The 19576-nt window shown below is 45.6% G+C and carries 12 protein-coding genes, 1 tRNA gene and 1 pseudogene; 5 read left to right on the top strand and 9 right to left on the bottom strand.

Annotation, left to right across the window (positions count from 1 at the left end):
* Position 1 precedes the first annotated feature (1 nt).
* Positions 2 to 331: a hypothetical protein gene (locus tag ACIDITHRIX25_RS84700; RefSeq protein WP_201732077.1), complete on the bottom strand. Its 330-nt coding sequence runs from the start codon at positions 329 to 331 to the stop codon at positions 2 to 4.
* Between the two features lie 874 nt (positions 332 to 1205).
* Between ACIDITHRIX25_RS84700 and ACIDITHRIX25_RS84695 the strand changes: the two genes are divergently transcribed.
* Positions 1206 to 1292: transfer RNA gene (locus tag ACIDITHRIX25_RS84695), tRNA-Leu, on the top strand.
* 1496 nt (positions 1293 to 2788) lie between these two features.
* Here ACIDITHRIX25_RS84695 and ACIDITHRIX25_RS84690 read toward each other — a convergent pair.
* Together ACIDITHRIX25_RS84690 and ACIDITHRIX25_RS84685 are read right to left on the bottom strand one after the other, a co-directional pair.
* Positions 2789 to 6748: an EAL domain-containing protein gene (locus ACIDITHRIX25_RS84690; protein ID WP_213333484.1), complete on the bottom strand. Its 3960-nt coding sequence runs from the start codon at positions 6746 to 6748 to the stop codon at positions 2789 to 2791.
* Positions 6749 to 7834: 1086 nt separating this feature from the next.
* Positions 7835 to 8194 (bottom strand): ArsR/SmtB family transcription factor, encoded by a 360-nt coding sequence (locus ACIDITHRIX25_RS84685; RefSeq protein WP_201732075.1) that lies wholly within the window; start codon positions 8192 to 8194, stop codon positions 7835 to 7837.
* Positions 8195 to 8307: 113 nt separating this feature from the next.
* On the opposite strand from ACIDITHRIX25_RS84685, the gene merA reads away from it, so the two are divergent.
* The gene (gene merA, locus ACIDITHRIX25_RS84680; protein ID WP_201732074.1) at positions 8308 to 9939 is read left to right on the top strand and encodes a mercury(II) reductase; all 1632 of its coding nucleotides are present in this window, start codon (positions 8308 to 8310) and stop codon (positions 9937 to 9939) included.
* Positions 9940 to 10436: 497 nt separating this feature from the next.
* On the opposite strand, the gene ACIDITHRIX25_RS84675 is transcribed toward merA, so the two are convergent.
* The gene (locus ACIDITHRIX25_RS84675) at positions 10437 to 10724 is read right to left on the bottom strand and encodes a hypothetical protein (protein WP_201732073.1); all 288 of its coding nucleotides are present in this window, start codon (positions 10722 to 10724) and stop codon (positions 10437 to 10439) included.
* A 531-nt stretch (positions 10725 to 11255) separates the two neighbouring features.
* Here ACIDITHRIX25_RS84675 and ACIDITHRIX25_RS84670 point away from each other — a divergent pair.
* The 3 genes from ACIDITHRIX25_RS84670 (at position 11256) to ACIDITHRIX25_RS84660 (ending at position 13293) form a co-directional block, all read left to right on the top strand.
* Complete coding sequence (locus tag ACIDITHRIX25_RS84670; RefSeq protein WP_201732072.1) at positions 11256 to 12179, top strand: DNA-methyltransferase; 924 nt, start codon at positions 11256 to 11258, stop codon at positions 12177 to 12179.
* A 774-nt stretch (positions 12180 to 12953) separates the two neighbouring features.
* Positions 12954 to 13124 (top strand): hypothetical protein, encoded by a 171-nt coding sequence (locus ACIDITHRIX25_RS84665; protein WP_201732071.1) that lies wholly within the window; start codon positions 12954 to 12956, stop codon positions 13122 to 13124.
* A 10-nt stretch (positions 13125 to 13134) separates the two neighbouring features.
* Entirely contained in the window at positions 13135 to 13293 is a 159-nt protein-coding gene (locus ACIDITHRIX25_RS84660) for a hypothetical protein (protein ID WP_201732070.1), read from the top strand.
* A 383-nt stretch (positions 13294 to 13676) separates the two neighbouring features.
* On the opposite strand, the pseudogene ACIDITHRIX25_RS84655 reads toward ACIDITHRIX25_RS84660, so the two are convergent.
* The 5 genes and pseudogenes from ACIDITHRIX25_RS84655 to ACIDITHRIX25_RS84635 all read right to left on the bottom strand — a co-directional run bounded on the left by ACIDITHRIX25_RS84655 (position 13677) and on the right by ACIDITHRIX25_RS84635 (position 19415).
* Positions 13677 to 14889, bottom strand: a pseudogene (locus ACIDITHRIX25_RS84655) (IS3 family transposase).
* 445 nt (positions 14890 to 15334) lie between these two features.
* Positions 15335 to 16960, bottom strand: coding sequence for an ABC transporter substrate-binding protein (locus ACIDITHRIX25_RS84650; protein ID WP_201732069.1), 1626 nt, complete (start codon positions 16958 to 16960; stop codon positions 15335 to 15337).
* A gap of 106 nt (positions 16961 to 17066) precedes the next feature.
* Entirely contained in the window at positions 17067 to 17294 is a 228-nt protein-coding gene (secG, locus tag ACIDITHRIX25_RS84645; protein WP_052604647.1) for a preprotein translocase subunit SecG, read from the bottom strand.
* 68 nt (positions 17295 to 17362) lie between these two features.
* Entirely contained in the window at positions 17363 to 18169 is an 807-nt protein-coding gene (tpiA, locus tag ACIDITHRIX25_RS84640) for a triose-phosphate isomerase (protein WP_235347599.1), read from the bottom strand.
* A 106-nt stretch (positions 18170 to 18275) separates the two neighbouring features.
* Positions 18276 to 19415 carry a phosphoglycerate kinase gene (locus tag ACIDITHRIX25_RS84635; RefSeq protein ID WP_201732068.1) on the bottom strand — a complete coding sequence of 380 codons (1140 nt, stop codon included), beginning with the start codon at positions 19413 to 19415 and terminating at the stop codon, positions 18276 to 18278.
* Positions 19416 to 19576 lie beyond the last annotated feature (161 nt).

Raw genomic sequence — 19576 nt, 5'->3', positions numbered from 1 at the left:
CTCAAGATCCCCCAGTTGCTGCTACTGGAGCTTGGGCAGCGGGAGCTTGGGCAGAGGGCGTTCCCGCTACGGGAGCCAACGTGGGCGAGGTGCTATTGAGTGCCGACGAACCCGAAGCAGTAGTTCCAGATGAAGCTCCGGTACTGGCTGAGGTTGACGAGGTTGGCGCAGTTGAGACGCCCGGGTTAAGCCTAGCTAGAACCAGCGCAAAAGTTGCTGTTACTGCAATTGAGACCGCCACTACGGTACGATGTAACCTAGATGACCGAGCAAGAGCCACTTCACCGCTCGATCGTCCTGTTGGTCTGGCTGTTGTGTATGTGACAGACATAAATTTCCTCCATAAACTTCTGTGCAATATGTTGTGCTTGAAGACAAGCGCAACGGTTCACTGATAACGTTCTAATTGCTTCAATTGAGATCAAACTGAATAGATCTAAAGCTGCTCTTGGGTCGTGCTGTGAATTCAGTGAGTGTTTCTGCAAAATCCCTTGTTGAAGTGCATTTATGGCTCCCGCTCGAATGAGACGGATTTCACAGGCTCAATTAGATAACGTCGAAGAACCCGACCGCTTCAAAACGAGCTTCTCCTAAAGAATCTTTCCTCCAAAGAAAGAGCCAAGGGCCCCATTGTTTCAGAAAGGGCGAGCTGTGCTTCGAAAGATCATTAGATCTGGCGACGACTCAAAATGAACGAGCAAGATTGCGCTTAAAAGCAAGACAATACTTATATCCAAGATCCAAGGAGGCTAAAGAGCAAAACCGACCATCCTAACATTCATCGAGAGGGCCTTTATCCAATAATCCCCCGCTTGTACCAGTCTTGATTCAATTCATCGAATAGGGCGATAAACTGCGAACACCTTCGAAAAGGTGCATCATTTTGAGTGGTCTCACTATTGATCGCGCTGGTGCAACGGTTGAAACCTCTTGTGAATCTATCCAAACCGTCGCCTCAAAATGTCGCAATACTACATCTCAAAGGTAATGCAGCAAAAACATTACTAGAGGCTCTATTGATCACAGTACTCCCAACTGCCATAATTGCTGAAGCCAACCGAGCTGGCAGTCCTTGAACAAAAAGGGGAAACACCACCCATAAACAACCAATGATCATTTGTTTGATGGGTATTAATATTTTTCACCCATTAGCGTCAGCAAAGAAGTTAAAATGTCGCTAAGATTTTCAGAACGTAAATTCGATTGTCGGAGTGGCGGAATAGGCAGACGCGCTAGCTTGAGGGGCTAGTGCCCGCAAGGGCGTGGGGGTTCAAGTCCCCCCTCCGACACCAAATCATGGTGCTTTTAGCATCGGTTCAAAATAGCTTTTTGTCTTGGTGAATCTCCTTTGAGTTCAAATACTTCAATCTCGCCCAGGCCCATATGGTTGCCATTCATACAATAGTGTCACGCCAGAAACAGCATCGCACTAGTAACTGGGCGTTCGACCTTCGAAATCTTACTTAAGCATTTGGTCTTTTAGATTTGGCCCTTTGCACTGGCATAGATACTTGCGACTCTTGGTAGGCAAGTTATTTAAGTGCCACAAGATATTCATGGTAAACAATTCGGCAAGCCAATAAGTGAACTCGAAATTACCTTTGAAAATTGCTAGGCTGATTTCAACCAAAGGATTACTAAATCTATGGCAATCTATGATGCCTTGGAAGTTCCATTTGACGATCGAGGTGTGCGCCACGAGCAAACAACCTCGTCGAAAAAATTACCCAAAAACTAAAGTTGCCAGAGAAGTCTTGCACATCATTTCGAATCCTCATGAAGTTGTTCAAAGTTGCCTTCATCACCCTCAAAAAGCTTTAGTTCAAACGCTAGAATCCATAGTCGATGCATCCTCCCGGAGCGCTTTGAAGTATTCCCGAGAGAGTCGCACGAGTGTTGACAAAACAAGTCGAATTCGATTCCAATCATCCTCTTCTAAGGTTGCTGATCATCCATTAGAGCATTCACAAAAAGAATTCTTTCGAAAATTGCGTTATCAATCGTTGCAATTGCAAAAGTATCTTCAAAAAGAAATAGTTCTATTTTCCATATTTGCTAATATCGGTAATCAGCTTCATAGGTCATAAGTCATAAATAGAGGCAAGCGGCTTGTCCGTCGCGAGCACATCACTACGATAAGCAATTAGACATCATTTAAACAAATCATCTTCGATGTCGTAATGCATCAACCTTTATAGTCTGCAAAAAGCGCAAATACAAAAGATACCGCGCAACTCTCCTGTAAGTAATCGAAAATTTCCTCAAAAAACAAAATGAATATTGCTTTGATGATCGCACAATGCAAGACCCAATTTTGATGAAATTGATTGCGATAGATAGATCAATCAAATAAAACATTATACTGAGATTAGCTAGTCATAAACTAACTTATTCTTACAATAATAATCGATGCTAGCCTTCGATTATCAAAATTCCACGAAACATACTAAATGCAATAATAATGTAACTTCGAGAACAAACCTATAAATATCGATGACAAATCCGTATGCAAGTCAAAATCCAAGGTATCAACATAGAGAACCTATACAGCTAGTTTTTTAATCCGATTCTGCTTATAAATAAGTAAGGTTATCGATGCTTTGGGGAAAAGGTTTCTGTACGAAATTTTCACACTTATCATCTATCAGCCAACTTGATAATGACTCCCAATACTTTTAGATCAAGAGCAATGATTGAAAGCGCCTAACTCTGTATGAGATATTCTATCACTTTCAAAATACAAAACTAACCCGGTAAAACTTATTTGAATTGAAGATCGCGCTCAAAGCTACTCTTCACCCTCGCGCACTTTATCGGCAAGCCAACCCAGCAAGCTCCGGCTCAATTCTCTTCGACGATCACGATCAATTCCACTGTGGATCTGACGGTGACATTCATTGATTTCGCTATCATGATATCCACTTATGGCGAGAAAAGCATCTACGGGACATTCATTGGCATCTGATTTAGCAGTTGCTCTTTCAAAATAAATATATGCCATATGATAGGCAAGAGCACCTAAGTACGAAGAGATCTCGTTGAACCGCGGTCTTTGCCATTCCTTTTCGGTGACCCATTTATAAATCATCCCAGCAGGCATGGGCTTAGCGATCTCAAAACCTTGCGCAACCGTAGCTCCTAGAAGATGAATCGCTTCTATCTCCGCTCGACTTTCCAAACCCTCCACTATTACATAGCGATCGAAGTCGTCGCCAATTTGAATTATCGTCCTTATCAAAGATAAGTTAGCAATTGGATCATATTTTAACGCCCGAACGATTGACTGATCAACTTTTATAACATCAAATGGCAAACTTGCAAGCCGCTTTAAGCTCGAATATCCTGATCCAAGATCGTCGATGGCCAATCGAATTCCAATCTTAGAAAGCGTACGAACTGCATCAGAATGACGGTCGCCCGTGATCTCCTGATTCTCTACCAACTCAAGTGTGATCCTCTGAGGATCAATTGAATAAGTGTCTAAGTGTTGCTTTAACCAAAGGTTGCTTTGGGGATTAAGCACTGTCGAGGGCGCGATGTTCATTGAAAGATCTATCTTGAGACCCTGGCGATCCCATGCTTGTAACTGTCGTAACGACTGATCTAACCCTTGTAAGAACAAAGTGTCCAAATCGCCATCGCTGAAACTGGGCAGAAATTGTCCGGGCGTTATCACCGAGCCATCAAAGCTAGTCAATCTCGCTAGCATCTCAACCTTGATCGTGTCGCCACTAGCAATATCTACAATGGGCTGAGCGTACATCGTCAAAGCTCCTGAATACAGCAATTTTCTAAAAGCTTCCCCTTCGCGCACCGTCAAACGATTGGGTTTCTCGCCAATACGACGAAACAATTGACTCCAACGCTGACAAAGCTCCATGGAAAACGAGGCACTCCACTTGCTGGAGAACTGATTCGGGTAGGCGCCATGGAGTACGAGAACTGAGCTAGGAGAGCCACGATCTGCAATTGGAATTGCAACTACGGAATGAACACCTAGAGGGTGGAGCAGGTCGTGCCACGATACTGTACGGGGATCTGAAGAAAAAGAATAAGAGAATGTAATCTCACCTGACAACATTGCGGCTGGCACCAAACCCGCGCCTGTTCGAAAGCGACTGTCAAGGCGCGGCAATATTGATCTAGCCACAACCTCTTCAATGGCTCCCTGCAAAAAACCCACGTTGATATCCGGATAAAAAACTCCCTCTAAATTGGGCCTCCACAGTTGGCATCCCAAAATCCCGGTCAGCCCTCCAAGCACTCTGGCTTCGCCCAATATCACATCCAACCAATTTTCGCTCATTTGCGGTAATGGAGACGAAAGAACTGAACGATAGCTTTCGATGGCTTCGTCCATGGCTGTGAGTTGCATTTGAAGGTCCAGTTGCAGTCTGGCCTCTAACGCCGATTGAGTACGCAGACGATCGATGGAACGAATACTCATTTCGTCTAAGGCTGTATCCATAAATTTTCTATATAGATTCGTTATTTCAATCAAAGCACTACTAGAAGTGCCCACATAGGCATGTACTGCACCAAGATGACGCGAAAATTCCTTAAACGGTTCAACTCCGCTGGAGCAATCTATAAGAGTATTTAGGGATTGAACTTGAATGGCCTTTAGGGATTCCAACTCATCCGGGGAGATCTCATTCAGGTTTTTCGAGATGGAACCATCCTGAATCAACCGATCGTAGAAGTCAGATACGAAACTTTGGATTGAACTGGCGACCGTCTTCGAAAGGTTTTCCAGCAAAAAGTTGGCTTCGCTGCCGTATGGATCAATCGTAACGATCTCAACCGCATCTTCAATCTTAGAATCGGCAACCAACCACCATCTTTTGCGGTTACCTTTAAGCTTTTTGATAGCGAACATCGCCGAATCGGCCATCCTAACAAGAATGTCCGGCTCGTCAATAGTGGGGTTTGAGAATGATATCCCCATTGACATTCCAACATTCACCAGATGGCCCCCATCGATCTCAAACGGTGACTCCACAGTCTCGTATAAACGCAGAAGAACTGTCTCAAGTTGTGATTCCAAAGTCTCCTTGCTTAGGCCCTCTAGAATCACAACAAACTCATCACCTCCTAGCCGCGAGGCAAAATCCCCCGAACGCAGGACACTCTTTAGACGTCTAGCAAACTCTTTTAAGAGTTCATCGCCAGATAAATGGCCATAGACATCATTAACTGGCTTGAAGTCATCTAGGTCTATAACGCCTACGGCGAGATGTCGTTCATCGCTACGTGCTCGGGCAATTGCCTCCTCTAGATATTGATGGAGTGCGCGTCGATTCGGAAGATTAGTCAAGGAGTCGAAGTTCGCAAATCGACGTAGCTCGTCGTTGAGTTGATGTCTCCCCGTCACATCTACCGAGGTCCAAACAACCACTTGACTTTCGGAGTCGCCACCATCAAGATAGCGGCCGTGAATATCTACGTAGATTGTCGACCCATCTTTTTTAAGAACTTGAAGATCGCTCAGGCTCCCCTGTCCGCTCGAGAGGACCGATCGACTCAAAGCCGCCATCCTCGCGTTCTCGGAGTCAAGAGTGTAAAGAGTCGAGGTATTCATTCCAATTAGCTCGGTTAGATCACCATATCCCAACATCTCCGCGAACGCTAGATTTGCCTCAATGATTCGACGCGTTGGGTACTCGACTAGGTCAATGCCCGCAACTGTATTGTTTAGCAGGACGTCGCGCATCTTGCCAATTTCGTTACGTTGACGATCGGCCTCGACTCTATCAGTTACGTCAATCTGTGTCCACACAATTCGAGTAATACCATCTCCAAAGTTCAAAAGTCGACCTGACATGTCAAGAAATACCTTTTCACCTGTGATGGTTCGGTAACCAACAGTATCCAAACTCCCAGAGCCGCACATCTCGACAAGCTTGGCTAATTCGCCGACCCGCTCAAATTGTTCATCATCTAGGTACAGGCTGCGAACGGGCTGGTTCCTGAACTCCTCAAGGTCCTTTGCCTTTGCAATATCCAGCAACTTTTGGTTTGCAATCTCGATAACCCGCTCTGGGTATCGAACGACATTTATGCCCACGCCAAGGCTTCCGAGTAATGTTTCATTCATTGCGCTAGTCTTTAGATCGCGTTTCACGAGTTCGATCCGGTGGATCCCTCGCATGAGATCGTTGGCGATCTCGGCCATAAGCTCTTTTACAAATTGATTCGCTGGAAAGTGTCGTTTGTTGTCGAAAGTTACAAGAATCAACGCACTGGGATTCTTTAAATAATTTTTCAAAGGCAATACGACAGCCGTACTCTTTCCCTCAAAAACTCGTCGCCAAGAAAAAATGTGGCGGGTCAAAGTTGAAGGAAGCTCCAAAAAATAAGGAGATCCGGCGTCTAAACCAATACGAACTGCTGGCTTTATAGCCTCAAAATAACCTTCAAAAACCCCAGACCCTTGCGATTCAAACACTAAATCGAGCTGATCAAGCTCACCATTCGTCAATTCAACTATTGCCGACGTTCTAAAACCGCCATCTGAAACGGCGAGATCACAGGCTAGAGCTAAAAGTTCACTCTCCTCATGAACGTCATTAGCTATCTGATTCAGTCGCGCTATATATTTACTCGATGCGCTAATCTGCTTCGCTGCATTGGCTTGACTCCGCTGTTTGCGAAACAATAGGTATAGAACGAGCGAAAGGATTATCGCCAAAAGCGCAATTCCGCCCCTTTCTGAAAAAAAAGGAAATCCATACTCTGCGATAGTCAAAACCAAAGAAGAAGAGTGCCACGCCATCCAAAACGAGTAAAAACTATGAAAAAGAATCACCATAAGCGCCTGGTGGCTAGGTAGACCCTTTTAGCAACATATGTCAGCAAGCAGCAAGCCTCTAGGGTAACGTCTCGCCGAGCGAACTCACCTACACCAACGATCAGCAGATCCATTTCATCTTCCAGTCAAACCGAGTGCGCTGCGATAAAATAACATCGATTCGAAGTCACAAAACGCCACAACCTCGCCTATAAGAACTCAAATTCTCCACAATGCAACCAGAGTATCGATGGCTACTCGCAAAATCAAGGATTGGAGATTTCACAAAGTTGAAAACCCCCTCCTCAGTCCGAAATACAACCTTGGATAACTCAGTAAACATTCAAAATACCATCAATTTGCCGATTGCGATTGCGAAATCTCGCTCCGACAGTTTGCTTCGACCATTCTGGAAAAAAGAAAGACAACTTCCAGCTTGGCACCACACTCTTACACTAGCAAACTAATTCGTAATTGCGAAAATTTGCAATTGCATATTTACATTAATATCGAATGAATCCATTTCAATCTTGAACTGTTCAACCACAAAATACCGAACATACAAATCAGCTTCCAAGACAAAAAGAACGACTAGGGCAATTTACGAGATGGAATCAGGTAATAAAATCCTGATTCAGCCAATGAGAGATCCTGTGAAACTTGATGGGCTTTGACTTAGACAGGCTTAGGGAGCATATCTTACGCCTTGAATTTGAGCCAAAGAGCCCAAACTCAATCTAGAGACCGGCCATGAATGAAGTTCACGCACACGCATCAAAAGGAGTTGTGACATTTCATAAGTCTCACAACTACCAGCACACAAAGTTGACATCACCAGTGCAAATTAGAAACTCTGTGCGCCTCTTGGAGCTCAAAGCAGTCATTCCGTCAAGGGGTTAAGCAAATATTTTAAACCAACGACAATACGAACATTCAAATACGACCACAGCACTTAGATCTAAGTTGTTAGGGCTGAAACCTTTCGATCCGCCGCTGGTCATCTGGCCACTTCAATAAATGACAGACAAATAAATCTAAAGTCTTCTAGCTGGAAGTCACTCTGGTGCATTCGAGAATAGTACCGCTATGATCGCTAGCGATCTCTCGGCCTATCTCGACTAAGTCAATCACACGCTCATCAACGACTCGATAGTAGGCAAAATGTCCCTCACGTCGAACACGTACAAATCCGCAATTTACCAGACACTGTAGGTGAGACGAGACCCTGCTCTGCGCAAGCCTTACATGGGCAACACATTCATTACCAGTGTGTTCGCCGGAAACGAGAAATTCAAGCAACAATAACCGATTGGGATCGGCAATTGCCCTAAAGAACTTCGCTAAAACCAACCTCGTATCCGAAACTCCCGGTATCGAAAGCTCCAGCTCTTTTACATCATTCATAACTCTCAACACTTTGCGAAATTTGACATCGGTTGACTGCATATTTTATATCCGTTTATACGGATATACTTAGATCAATCAAACCATAGAAGTCATAATACCGGAGATTACGCATGAAGAACCTACTCAGTGTCACCGTTATCATAAGTCAAACGAATTACCGCTACGACACCATCTCTGTCGTAGCGATGCTCCTAGAATCAGGTGCAACTTCAATAATGCAAGATGAATCCAAGCACAACATCCGCTTCCTCCTGCCAATCGACAAACCGCTAAGTGAGATAGAAGCCGCATTAGGAAGACTTCATGTTGAGACAATCTCTATCGAGATTGACAATTCAGCTCCTGTTGATGAAAGTAATGACTACGATTTCATCGCGATCGGGAGCGGCTCAGCATCATTCGCAGCTGCAATAAGAGCTCGCGAAGCTGGTCTGTCTGTTGCAATAATTGAAAAAGATGTGGTTGGCGGAACATGCGTAAACGTGGGATGCATTCCGTCCAAGGCGCTCTTGCGCGCTAGCGAGCAAATTCAAGAAAAGCGCCTCAGCTCGAATGGGGCCTTTCGGGTCCAATTCGAAATTAATCAAATGATCAAGAATAAAGATGAATTAGTCAATTCCCTGCGAAGATCCAAATATCTAGAATTAGCAAAAGATTACGGCTTCGATATTATATATGGACACGCATCCTTTGTTGCAAAAGACAAAATCGAAGTAGGTGATCGCGTTCTAGGGGCAAAATACTTCCTAATCGCTACTGGGGCTTCGCCGTACATTCCGCCAATTCCTGGATTATTCTCTACGTCTTATCTAACCTCCACCACCGCGCTAAATACAAAGTCGATCCCCAATCGCCTTTGTATAGTAGGCGCTGGCTCGATCGGACTAGAACTAGGACAGCTATTTATGAACCTAGGTTCCCAAGTCACCTTTATCGAAGCAGGCGAACAGATTGCGCCCCAAGAAGAGGCTGAAATCTCGGCCATTCTAAAAGATACTTTGATCAGCCAAGGTGCAACTATCTATACCTCTGCTCAAATTACAAGAGTGAACGCGAAGGGCAGCAGTCGCTCGATTGAGCTCACATCACAAATGGATAAGGTCACAATCGCATTTGACAAGATACTTATAGCCACGACAAGAAAACCCAATACAAATAGACTTGGATTGGAAAAAGCCGGAGTAGAGGTCACTAAAGATGGCGCAATCGTAGTAAATCATCTCCTACAAACTACCAACCCGCAGATCTACAGTGCGGGCGATGTGATTGGCGGTCCACAATTTGTCTACGTCGCCGCCTATGAGGGCGCACTCGCAGTCGATAATTGCGTCTTGGCGTCGAATCGAAGTCTAGATCTCACGGCCCTTCCAAGAGTCACCTTTACCAACCCTCCTATATCTGGGGTAGGACTTAGAGAGAGTGAAGCTAAAATCTTGGGCCTCGATACCATAACGACCATTCTGCCCCTCGATCAAATCCCAAGGTCCTTGGTGAACGGCCAAACCCATGGAGCAATAAAGCTAGTTGCCGACAAATCCACTAGAAAGCTTTTGGGCGCCAATATCATCTCTGAAGGAGCTGGTGACGTGATACAGGCGGCATCTCTAGCGATCAAATACAACATTTCAATCGATGACCTAGCCTCGAGCTTTCATCCGTATCTAACAATGGCCGAGTCGCTAAAGCTTGCATGTCAATCCTTCACAAAAGATGTAACTAAATTATCGTGCTGCGCATCGTGACCCAGCAATAGACAAATTCCTCGTGTGCAACCGACCGAATTTGGAAACGCTTGACCAAAATGGCCCCAGCACGTTTGAGCTAGTGGCCCCATTCAACTTTCAGTTATCACGACAACCAAAAGTCCAACCATTTATTCCAAAGGTGAAATCTCGGTCGACGCTATATGTGGGGCTAACTCACACGTTCAATGCATCAAATGAATCAATCTACAATGGTAGGAACCGACGCCCCCATATGAGTTGAACTAGAAGGTTCACAACAAATCGCGGCGGGTGTTACTTGGAACTTCATAAACCAAACATCTTGGCTCACTCGAAAATCAAAGGAAGTAAAGTCAACAACTTGAACAATCGAGTCGCAAGAGTTAATTTTGGAGTATCACATTAAACATCCATCGAATTCCAAATCTATCTAGACCTGCCCCCCATAGGGAAGTCCAAGGGGTCTGCGATGGTTGAGCGCAGAATATTGCCCCTTGCGACAGCGCTTCATGGAACTACCTGGCCCCATCGACATCGTCAAGTTCAAGATTGGTAGTTGTACTGTTTCCAATCGATACCTTTTGGCCCAAGGAATCGATCATATCGGCAGCCATTAGCAGATGACTACCAACGACAGACAACTCCATATTTACAAGCCCATTTCTCTCAAAATCGCTTAGTTCGACTTCGCTACCCCTAGGAAATATTTCGCCCATTTTGGCAATTGGTGTAATGTAATCTGTGTCAAACACGGACTTGTAGACGTCAAAGGCCTCTTCAAATTTTCCTGAAAGTTCAAGCAAATACTTATCATTGCCATTTCAACCCCTTGGTTCAAAGCCAAAACGATCATCAAACAAACTACCGAATCGTCTCAGCCACCGCATCATACAGAAAATTACGACGGCGCACGGCACTCAAGCCTTGGGATGAGTCGTTATAAGTCGATCCATGGCGCCTCCGATGTCACTTAGAATTTCCGTCTGTTGGAATATCAAGACCCTATCGCCGATTGGGGAATTATTCATAGAAAATCCAAATCACCACAGACGTCCAAGTCAATAAGTTCAGAGATGGTCTTTGATCTGTAAATTTGAAAGCCTCCCAGAGAAGGTACATCTGCTGTTTCAACGCCGACATCTCAAAAACAGATTTGACCACGTTAGGGGTCAATCTCTCCTGCCGTCTTGTCTTGAGCAGTGGGGTGAAACTCCAAAGCGATAGGATTTATATGTATCTTACGATCCAGACACTATCGCAGTTTGACTTAAAAACGCAATCTAAGTCAAACCGCAATTTGGGCAACGGTATCTATTCCCTAGTGTGGTTGTAGTATGAACGTTGACGTATTGATCAAACGAAATTCCAAATTGACACTTTCCTCCGCCCATGAATCAATCGGAACCGTCTACCTGGGGGACTCCCTTGCGGTTTTGCCAAAGCTAGTGCCGAATTCGGTTTCAATGATTTACATCGACCCACCATTCAATACCGGGATACGCCAGACAAGAACAAACAAAAAGATGGTCCGAGACCCAAATGGCAACCACACCGGATTTCAAGGGCAAAGCTACAGAAGTGAAATTACCTCTACGGTCTCCTACGATGACTCCTTCGATGACTTTATAAGCTTCCTTCGATTGCGTATAAAACTTGCACATAGACTGTTGTCACCGACTGGAAGCCTCTACCTTCACCTTGACTATCGAGAAGTCCATTACGCCAAAGTAATGTTAGACGAAGAATTCGGTCGCGAAAACTTCATCAACGAGATAATTTGGGCCTATGACTATGGCGCCCGTTCTAAGTCAAAATGGCCAGCAAAACACGACAACATTTTGCTCTATTCAAAAGATCGATCCAAATATTACTTCAACTCTGCCGACGTAGACCGAGAACCTTATATGGCACCTGGACTGGTGACACCACAAAAGAGAGAACTAGGAAAGCTTCCAACCGATGTGTGGTGGCACACGATCGTATCTCCAACTGGCCATGAAAAAACCGGCTATCCGACTCAAAAACCCTTAGGAATACTAAGGCGCATGATCACAGCCTCTACCCAGCCTGGCGACACTGTCCTAGACTTTTTCGCCGGCAGTGGCACCACTGGGATAGCGGCAAAAGAACTGGGTAGAAAGTTTCTCCTGGTTGACTCCAACCCAATGGCAATCGATGTTATCAAAGCACGATTTGGCCCTATCGAAGGAATCGATTTTATCGATCTAACAGACCAAACCAACTCAAGCGGTGACTAACACTGAGAACTACCAGCCAGCAAAGATGATCGGAGTCCTTCCAAAAAGTAACCTAGGAAAAGTCGCCTGCTACCGACGGTCCTATAAAGATACTTATAAATTGTTTGGCTATCGTCGAAACATCTCCCAAAACCAGACCCCTTTTTTCTAAAACTCCCATATCCCCCTTAGAAAAAAGATCGCATTTTTGATACTCGAATTGAGAGCGCCTCATCAATCGACCCCGAATACCAACATAGCACATCGCCAAATTCCCCTTTTAGATCGACGTTGACCCTATCTATGGTTGCAATGTGATACGCCCCGGGTTTAATGGAGACTCCATTATCGCAGAACCAATCGGTTCTCTTGGGTACGCATTAGCGTAGCAGAGACGGATGTCAATACCCCTAAAAGCACGATATTTGATGGAATTTGAGCTGTCTGGCGAACTAGTTGTTTAGATTAAATCTTTAAAATATGGCTGGTTCTTTACTATTTAGGACATCTCTCACTACCACCAACTTTGTAACAAACAAATCCACAATCACAACAGAAGCATTTGTGGTGATAGTTGACTTGAAATGCTGGGTACATCAAAATACCTACGGGAACTTTGATGGAGCTCTGGATTTAACGATGGAAGGTTAGTTATCGAGATCGACGTGGGCAACTGGTTCGTCACAATGAGGACAAGGACCACCTGTTCCAATACGGGTACACAAAAGGTTGCATTCTGGGCATCTCTAAAATACCGAGGTAGCGACTCTCGCAGCGGGGACACTCATAGACGACTTGCATCCGCCGGGTATCGGAGGGATCAGACACAGCAGCTTTGACGCCATGGCGGGCTCGATAAGCCGCCTGGCGACAGGCGTCGCTGTGATACTTACGCCGTCTCGAAGCCATAAAGGTACTGCAGCACCACGCGCATATGACCATACTCATATCGTAACGCTATTGTAACGAATGGGAATTGCTGACCAGGATTACGTTATTACTTCCAATAGCCATGGCGGGCTCGATAAGCCGCCTGGCGACAGGCGTCGCTGTGATACTTACGCCGTCTCGAAGCCATAAAGGTACTGCAGCACCACGCGCATATGACCATACTCATATCGTAACGCTATTGTAACGAATGGGAATTGCTGACCAGGATTACGTTATTACTTCCAATAGCCATGGCGGGTTTCTGACTGGTCAGTGCTTGTGGCTCATCGTCGATGAAGCGCACCTTCGAGATCACCTAGGCTTCAAGCGCCGTGGTTATCAACCTCGGTCATATTGACTCCACTGGGATTGGGCAGAAAAGATGTGAGAGAGAACTTGGGTCTTTTATGACAACGCGAAGTACACCTACTAGTGGGCTGCAACTTGCAGCCCACTAGTAGGTGTGGGATTGAGGTGTCGATAACCGGTTGCAATTGTTAGCCTTGTCATGGTTATTCATGGCAAAGCCTAACAATTGATTCGATGAGTCGACCTGATGGTTATAAAAAGAAGAAAAAGCTAGCTTGGCTATGCCACTTTGTTATCACAAGAGGAACTATGGTGGTTATCTTCAAACTCAACTGGTGGAATCATTCCAATTGAGCCATGGAGCCTTCGATTATTGAACCAGTCGATATAGCCAAGTGTCGCCCACTCAAGTTCATCGACGTCAAAGAAGGGCCCATGAGGATTCACCAACTCTGCCTTATAGATGCCATTTGTCGTCTCAGCCAGGGCATTGTCATAAGAATCGCCTTTGGAACCCACTGAGGCGGTAATGCCGACATCAATTAGGCGTTGGGAATATCTAACAGATAGGTACTGTACTCCGCGATCGCTATGGTGTACAAGGCCTGGCGACACCGCTCTTTGGTGAATAGCCATCTCAAGGGCATCGGTTGCCAAGTTTGCCTTAAGCGATGGCGATACCTTCCATCCTAGGATCGTCCTTGAAAATACGTCTGTAACGAAGGCAACGTAGGCCCAGCCAATCTTTGTCTTGACGTAGGTGATATCCGCCACCCACAAGTTGTTTGGCTCATTAGACGTAAAGTTCCTGTTTACCAGGTCTTTCGGGCGTTCTACGAGCTCATTCGCGACGGTGGTTACGACGTAAGTCTTACCACGTCTCACCCCAGAAATACCGAGCTCAGCCATCAAACGCTCTGTTGTGCAGCGCGCGATGTCGATACCTTCGCGCTTAAGCGCACACCAGAGCTTCCTAAGCCCATATACGAAAGTAGTTGTCCTTGTGAATTTTACTTATCTTCGTCTTGAGAGATTTATCACGAATAGATCTCACTGAGGCAACTCGTGATTTATTAGAGTAATAAGTCGAGGAAGCGAACTGTAAGACCCTACAGATCGGCTGGACTCCCCACTTTTGCTTATTGCAATCTATAAAAGCAATTACTTGCTTCGCTTCGCGCTTTGACCGTCCAACTCGGTCGCAAAGAAAATCGAGGCCGCACGTAAAATCTCATTAGCTCTACGAAGCTCTACGACTTCTCGCTCTAGTTGACGGGTGCGCTCTCTCTCATTGAGTAGTTGTTCCTTTAGTCTCACCGACATCTATCGAAGCCTGACGTACCCAAGTACGTAGCGTCTCGGGCGTCATTTACAGCTTCTGAGCAACAGATTGGATAGCTGCCCACTGTGGGGGATACTCACCTCGATGGTCCGTGACCATTCGTATTGCTCGATCACGAACTTCGGGTGAATACTTCTTTACTCTTGCCATAATGATGACTCCTTAACTGAAAGACTAGGAGTCTCCAAGATTTCCGGGGCGTATCAATGGGCTTCAACCTTGGGCTTTGGGGGTTGAATTCAAAAAGGCGATGCAGACCAAGTCCGAAATTGCATCTAGAAGATAATGCAGGGACTCTCGATTAAATTATTCACTGCTACTCCAAAGAAGTTCGTCTTTACAATCCAATGGTTGGTTTGGATCATTCACTCAGAACGATTGGGGCCATTGCAATCGAGCGTTCTCCACGGCGCCACTATAAACACAAGCAGCGATCATTCAAAAGTCAAAATCGAATAGTTCACAAAGAATAGTCAGAGACGCCAACCCAGATAGGAGCAAACTTTTAAGAAACAACATCTCTTCAATCAGCTTGAAATAAGTCTCAACTTCAAAAGAACATCACCAACTCCAGCGCCTTGTCCCTGTACCCATTTCAACCTAGCGTAATAAATGCACTGGAGTTCAAATTCCCACTTGTTATCAATGTCAAAGCTGCATGCAACTCTTCACTAGAGATCGAAGATCCAAAAACTACCTGCTGTGGCACCTGAAATAGTGGCAGTGCAGCCATATCACCCCATATCAATGCATCAATTTTATTATAAAGACGAGAGGAGTTCAATGGATAGACTTGCGCACCAGCCGATCTAACTGTGTTCTTTGTCCCTACTGGAGAGCTACCTAGAATAGATGAATAACTTGCTCCAGCCAAGGGTACAAACGGTTGCACCAAGGGAGCCACCGCTCCTGTAATTGGGATATCAACTATGGCCGCAGTAAATGCTCCAGAAGACAGCGCATTGTTCAATGCACTCTTGCTGTTCTTTGGGTCTGAGGTAACACTCAATCCATAGTATCGCCAGACACTCGCAATCATCGTTGCCACCTTGGAATCCAGGGCAGAGGTAGAGTTGTACACCAAATCGATAGTTGACGAACCTGACGTTGGGTAAAAGATCCCATTGGGGGAATATGTATAGCCGGCCATAATCAATGAGCGCTCAGCTCGAGCGGGATCCCCCAGCATAAAGTATCCTTGTTGATCCTTGTAGTCAGATTGCCCTTCCATGAATAAATTGTTTCCAGGTGGATTGTACTCATAACTAGACAGAGGACTATGGCCGAAAAGATTGCTCCAAAGCGCCCTTCTGTCGATCGCATATGCCAAGCCATTTCGCATAGTTAGAGAGGAGGCAGTTGTATTGAATCGCAATGAGGTGAGAGTCGATCCGCTCACAAATCCAAAAGTACCAGAGGCGCCAGATTGAATGACTCCCGGCGGATAAATATTGGCGCTTAATGATCCAGACGAAGGCGATACCGCAAGACCACTTTCAAAGGTGACCCCAGAGAACGAAGCAACTGCTCCCTTTTTTGCTTTGAAGCCAATAGAGGTAGAAGAGTAATCAGCAATTCGGTAGGATCCGATAGTTGGAAAGGCTAGTTGTCCCAGAGACATAGATGCAACAAATCCATTGGCCTGCATATACCGAGCCGGAAAGACTGGATTAAAAAAGCTCCGCCAGGACGAATCTGGATGAGACAGTGTAACCGTTACCGCACTCCCTGTGCTGTTGGAGACGACTGATGAGATATCGTTGTATCTTGTTGGATCGACCAAGGAAGATAAGTACTTGGGCACAATCCCGCGAACCCCCGCCTTTTGCGACTCCCAAGTGTAGATAAAGTCAAGGGCGGAAAGTGGGTGACCATCGCTCCAGATCGCCTTCTGATTTATTTTATATACAATCACCTGAGGGTTCACCGATACGATTTCAGCTGATGTCACATAAGGAGTGTTAAGTACAAGGTTCCCCCCGGAATCAAGCAAAAACGCGCTTGGCAGAAAGAGTGAATCGACCATCTTCGTGATCGAGGGATCTCCAGATGCTAAGGCCGGATTCAAATTCGAAGGAATTGAAGCAACTGAGATAACCAACGGCCTTCTTGCTACTGGTTTAGCAGACGAGAGCAATGAACAGCCTGCCAAAGTAGTGAGCAAGGCTAGCAAGACACCCACTTGGGCAAATACCCCTATCCCTTTCGGACTTTTGCCCAAGATAAAACCTCTCGGCTCAATAACCACTTATTCGGCCGAGACCATAACGCTGGAGTGTCTTCGGCTCAAATTACTTACCTAAAAATCTTGCGATAGCCTAATATCTTCAAATTCGAAGCGAGAGAGCCACTGCCGAAAACATAAAGACAAGTGCAAATGTGATAGTAATACGGTCTAGGTTACGTTCGGCAACCGTAGAACCTGCGGCTGAAGCTCCAACGGAGCCTCCTAACAGTTCAGACATTCCCCCACCCTTGCCGGAGTGAAGCAAAATCAAAATAATCAAAGCTAGTGCTGAGATGATCTCAATGACCACCAATATTGCGGTAAGCACTCAATTTCCTTCCAAAAACAGACAAAACCAAACCCTAAATTATTTAGAGCACTATTTAGTGCCAAAAACTATCCTCGGATAATTCGGGCAAAAGTCTCAGCATCCAAGCTAGCACCACCAACGAGGAGACCATCCACACCTTCGGTGGCTAGAAGTTCCGGAGCTGAAACAGGAGTCACGGAACCTCCATATTGAATACGAACTGAGTTTGACACGCCTTGTCCAAAAAGAGTGTTGATCTCTTGGCGAATCAGCTGTGCCCCACTTGCCGCATCGTCTGATGTGGCTACCGCACCTGTTCCAATTGCCCAAACAGGTTCGTAGGCTACGACAATCTTCGAGGCAAGCTCACCTGTAAGTTCAGCCATAGCACCTCGAACTTGTCGAGTTATAACTTCATCCGTCAGTCCATCCTGGCGTTCTTGTGCAGTTTCTCCAACGCACAGAATCGGAGTCATTGCTTCACTAAAGACACTCTGAACCTTGGCGGCGACAACTTCATCAGTTTCACCAAAAATTCGACGCCGCTCAGAGTGACCAACAATTACGTATTTCACGTTCAGTTTCGAGAGCATCGACGCTGAAATCTCCCCGGTATAAGCCCCGGAAGGCTCATAAAAGCAATTTTGGGCACCAAGACTAAAGCGCATCTTGTCGCTCTCTATTAGCAACTGAAGAGGTCTAATTGAAGTTGCTGGTGGATGAATACTAATCTCGCTAAAAGAGTAGTCCACGTCTCTCAAACCAAAATAGAGCTTTTGTACAAGCTGAATCGCTTCAAGGTGATTGAGATTCATCTTCCAGTTGCCACTTATTAGGCGATAACGACCAGTTGCTGGATTCGGCTTAAGTTCATAGCCCTTTTTTGCCGACAAAGCTTCTCCTCAAATATAGATTAGGTCAACCACACCAATATAACATTCCATACTACAAGGGCCTAGCAATTACCTGTTGGTCACCCAGTCCTAAAGGAGTTCTCAGTTATAAAACAAGCCCATGCCGAAGAGCAGCGAGACCCGGCAGATCACCCTTCTCTAGAAGTTCTAGAGATGCGCCACCTCCGGTAGATAGGTGACTGATACGAGGCGCCAAGCCGGCTGCGTCAATGGCAGCTGCGGAATCCCCTCCGCCTACCACTGAAAATGCACCACTTTCGGCCACGGCATTTGCAATGGCCAAAGTTCCTCTTGAAAAACGGTCATCTTCAAAGACGCCCATCGGTCCATTCCATAAGATTGTGGCTGCATGATTGATCTCCGCAATAAAAAGCTCAATACTCTTGGGACCAATATCTAGGCCACGAAACCCACTCGGGACATCTTCCCCTAGGGAGACGGGATCGGCTCCTGATTCACCCCGTCCAAATTTTATCGAGCTTTGAAGACCAAGAAAGTCAATCGGGACCACAAGGGTATCGCTACCGGCCAAAAGAGCTTTGCATTCTTCCACCAAATCCACTTCGAAAAGTGAATCCCCTACACTATGACCCATCGCTGCCAAAAAGGTAAATGCCATAGCGCCGCCAATAAGGATCTTGTCGACCTTCGGTTCTATCGCGCGAATCAATGCGATCTTATCCGATACCTTTGCCCCGCCTATAATCGCTACAAATGGCCCCTTTGGTGCCTCCAAAAGACCGCTTAGAACATTTACCTCTTTCGACAGTAGACGACCAGCAGCGGACTTTAAATACTTCGGCGGACCAACCACAGAGGCATGAGATCTATGGCATACTCCAAAAGCGTCGTTTACATAAAGATCCTGACCAGCGATTAGAAATTGCACGAACTCCGGGTCGTTAGCCTCTTCACCCTTGTTGAAACGCACATTCTCCATCACCTCGATCTCTGGGTAGATGGCTTTCAGGTAGTTGCGCACCGGAGCCATGAGATATCTTGGATCTGGAACTCCTTTTGGTCGCCCAAGGTGCGAACAAACCGTCACTCTGGCCCCATTTTTTATGAGATAATCCAAGGTAGGCAAGCTAGAGGTAATTCGAAAAGGATCAATTATGCTTGCATCCAAGTCGTCATCATATTGAAGCGGAACATTCAGATCCGACCGAACCAGCACTGACTTACCAGAGACATCGCCCAAGTCTTCTAGCTGGGGAATATCCATCTAAAAACCTCACCATTTTTCCAACTCAGTATTACTGAAGAAGATCTTTAATTCCATAAAAACAATACGACGACCTCGAAACTCACAAAAAGTCAGATTTTCAATGATCGCAAAAAGCAAGGATCCCCAACTTAAATAATTTGGAGCGTACTTGAGAATCC

This window comes from Acidithrix sp. C25 (genome assembly GCF_904848545.2).
Note: the sequence above shows the minus strand (reverse complement) of the source record. Positions and strands in the feature narration are given on the sequence as shown.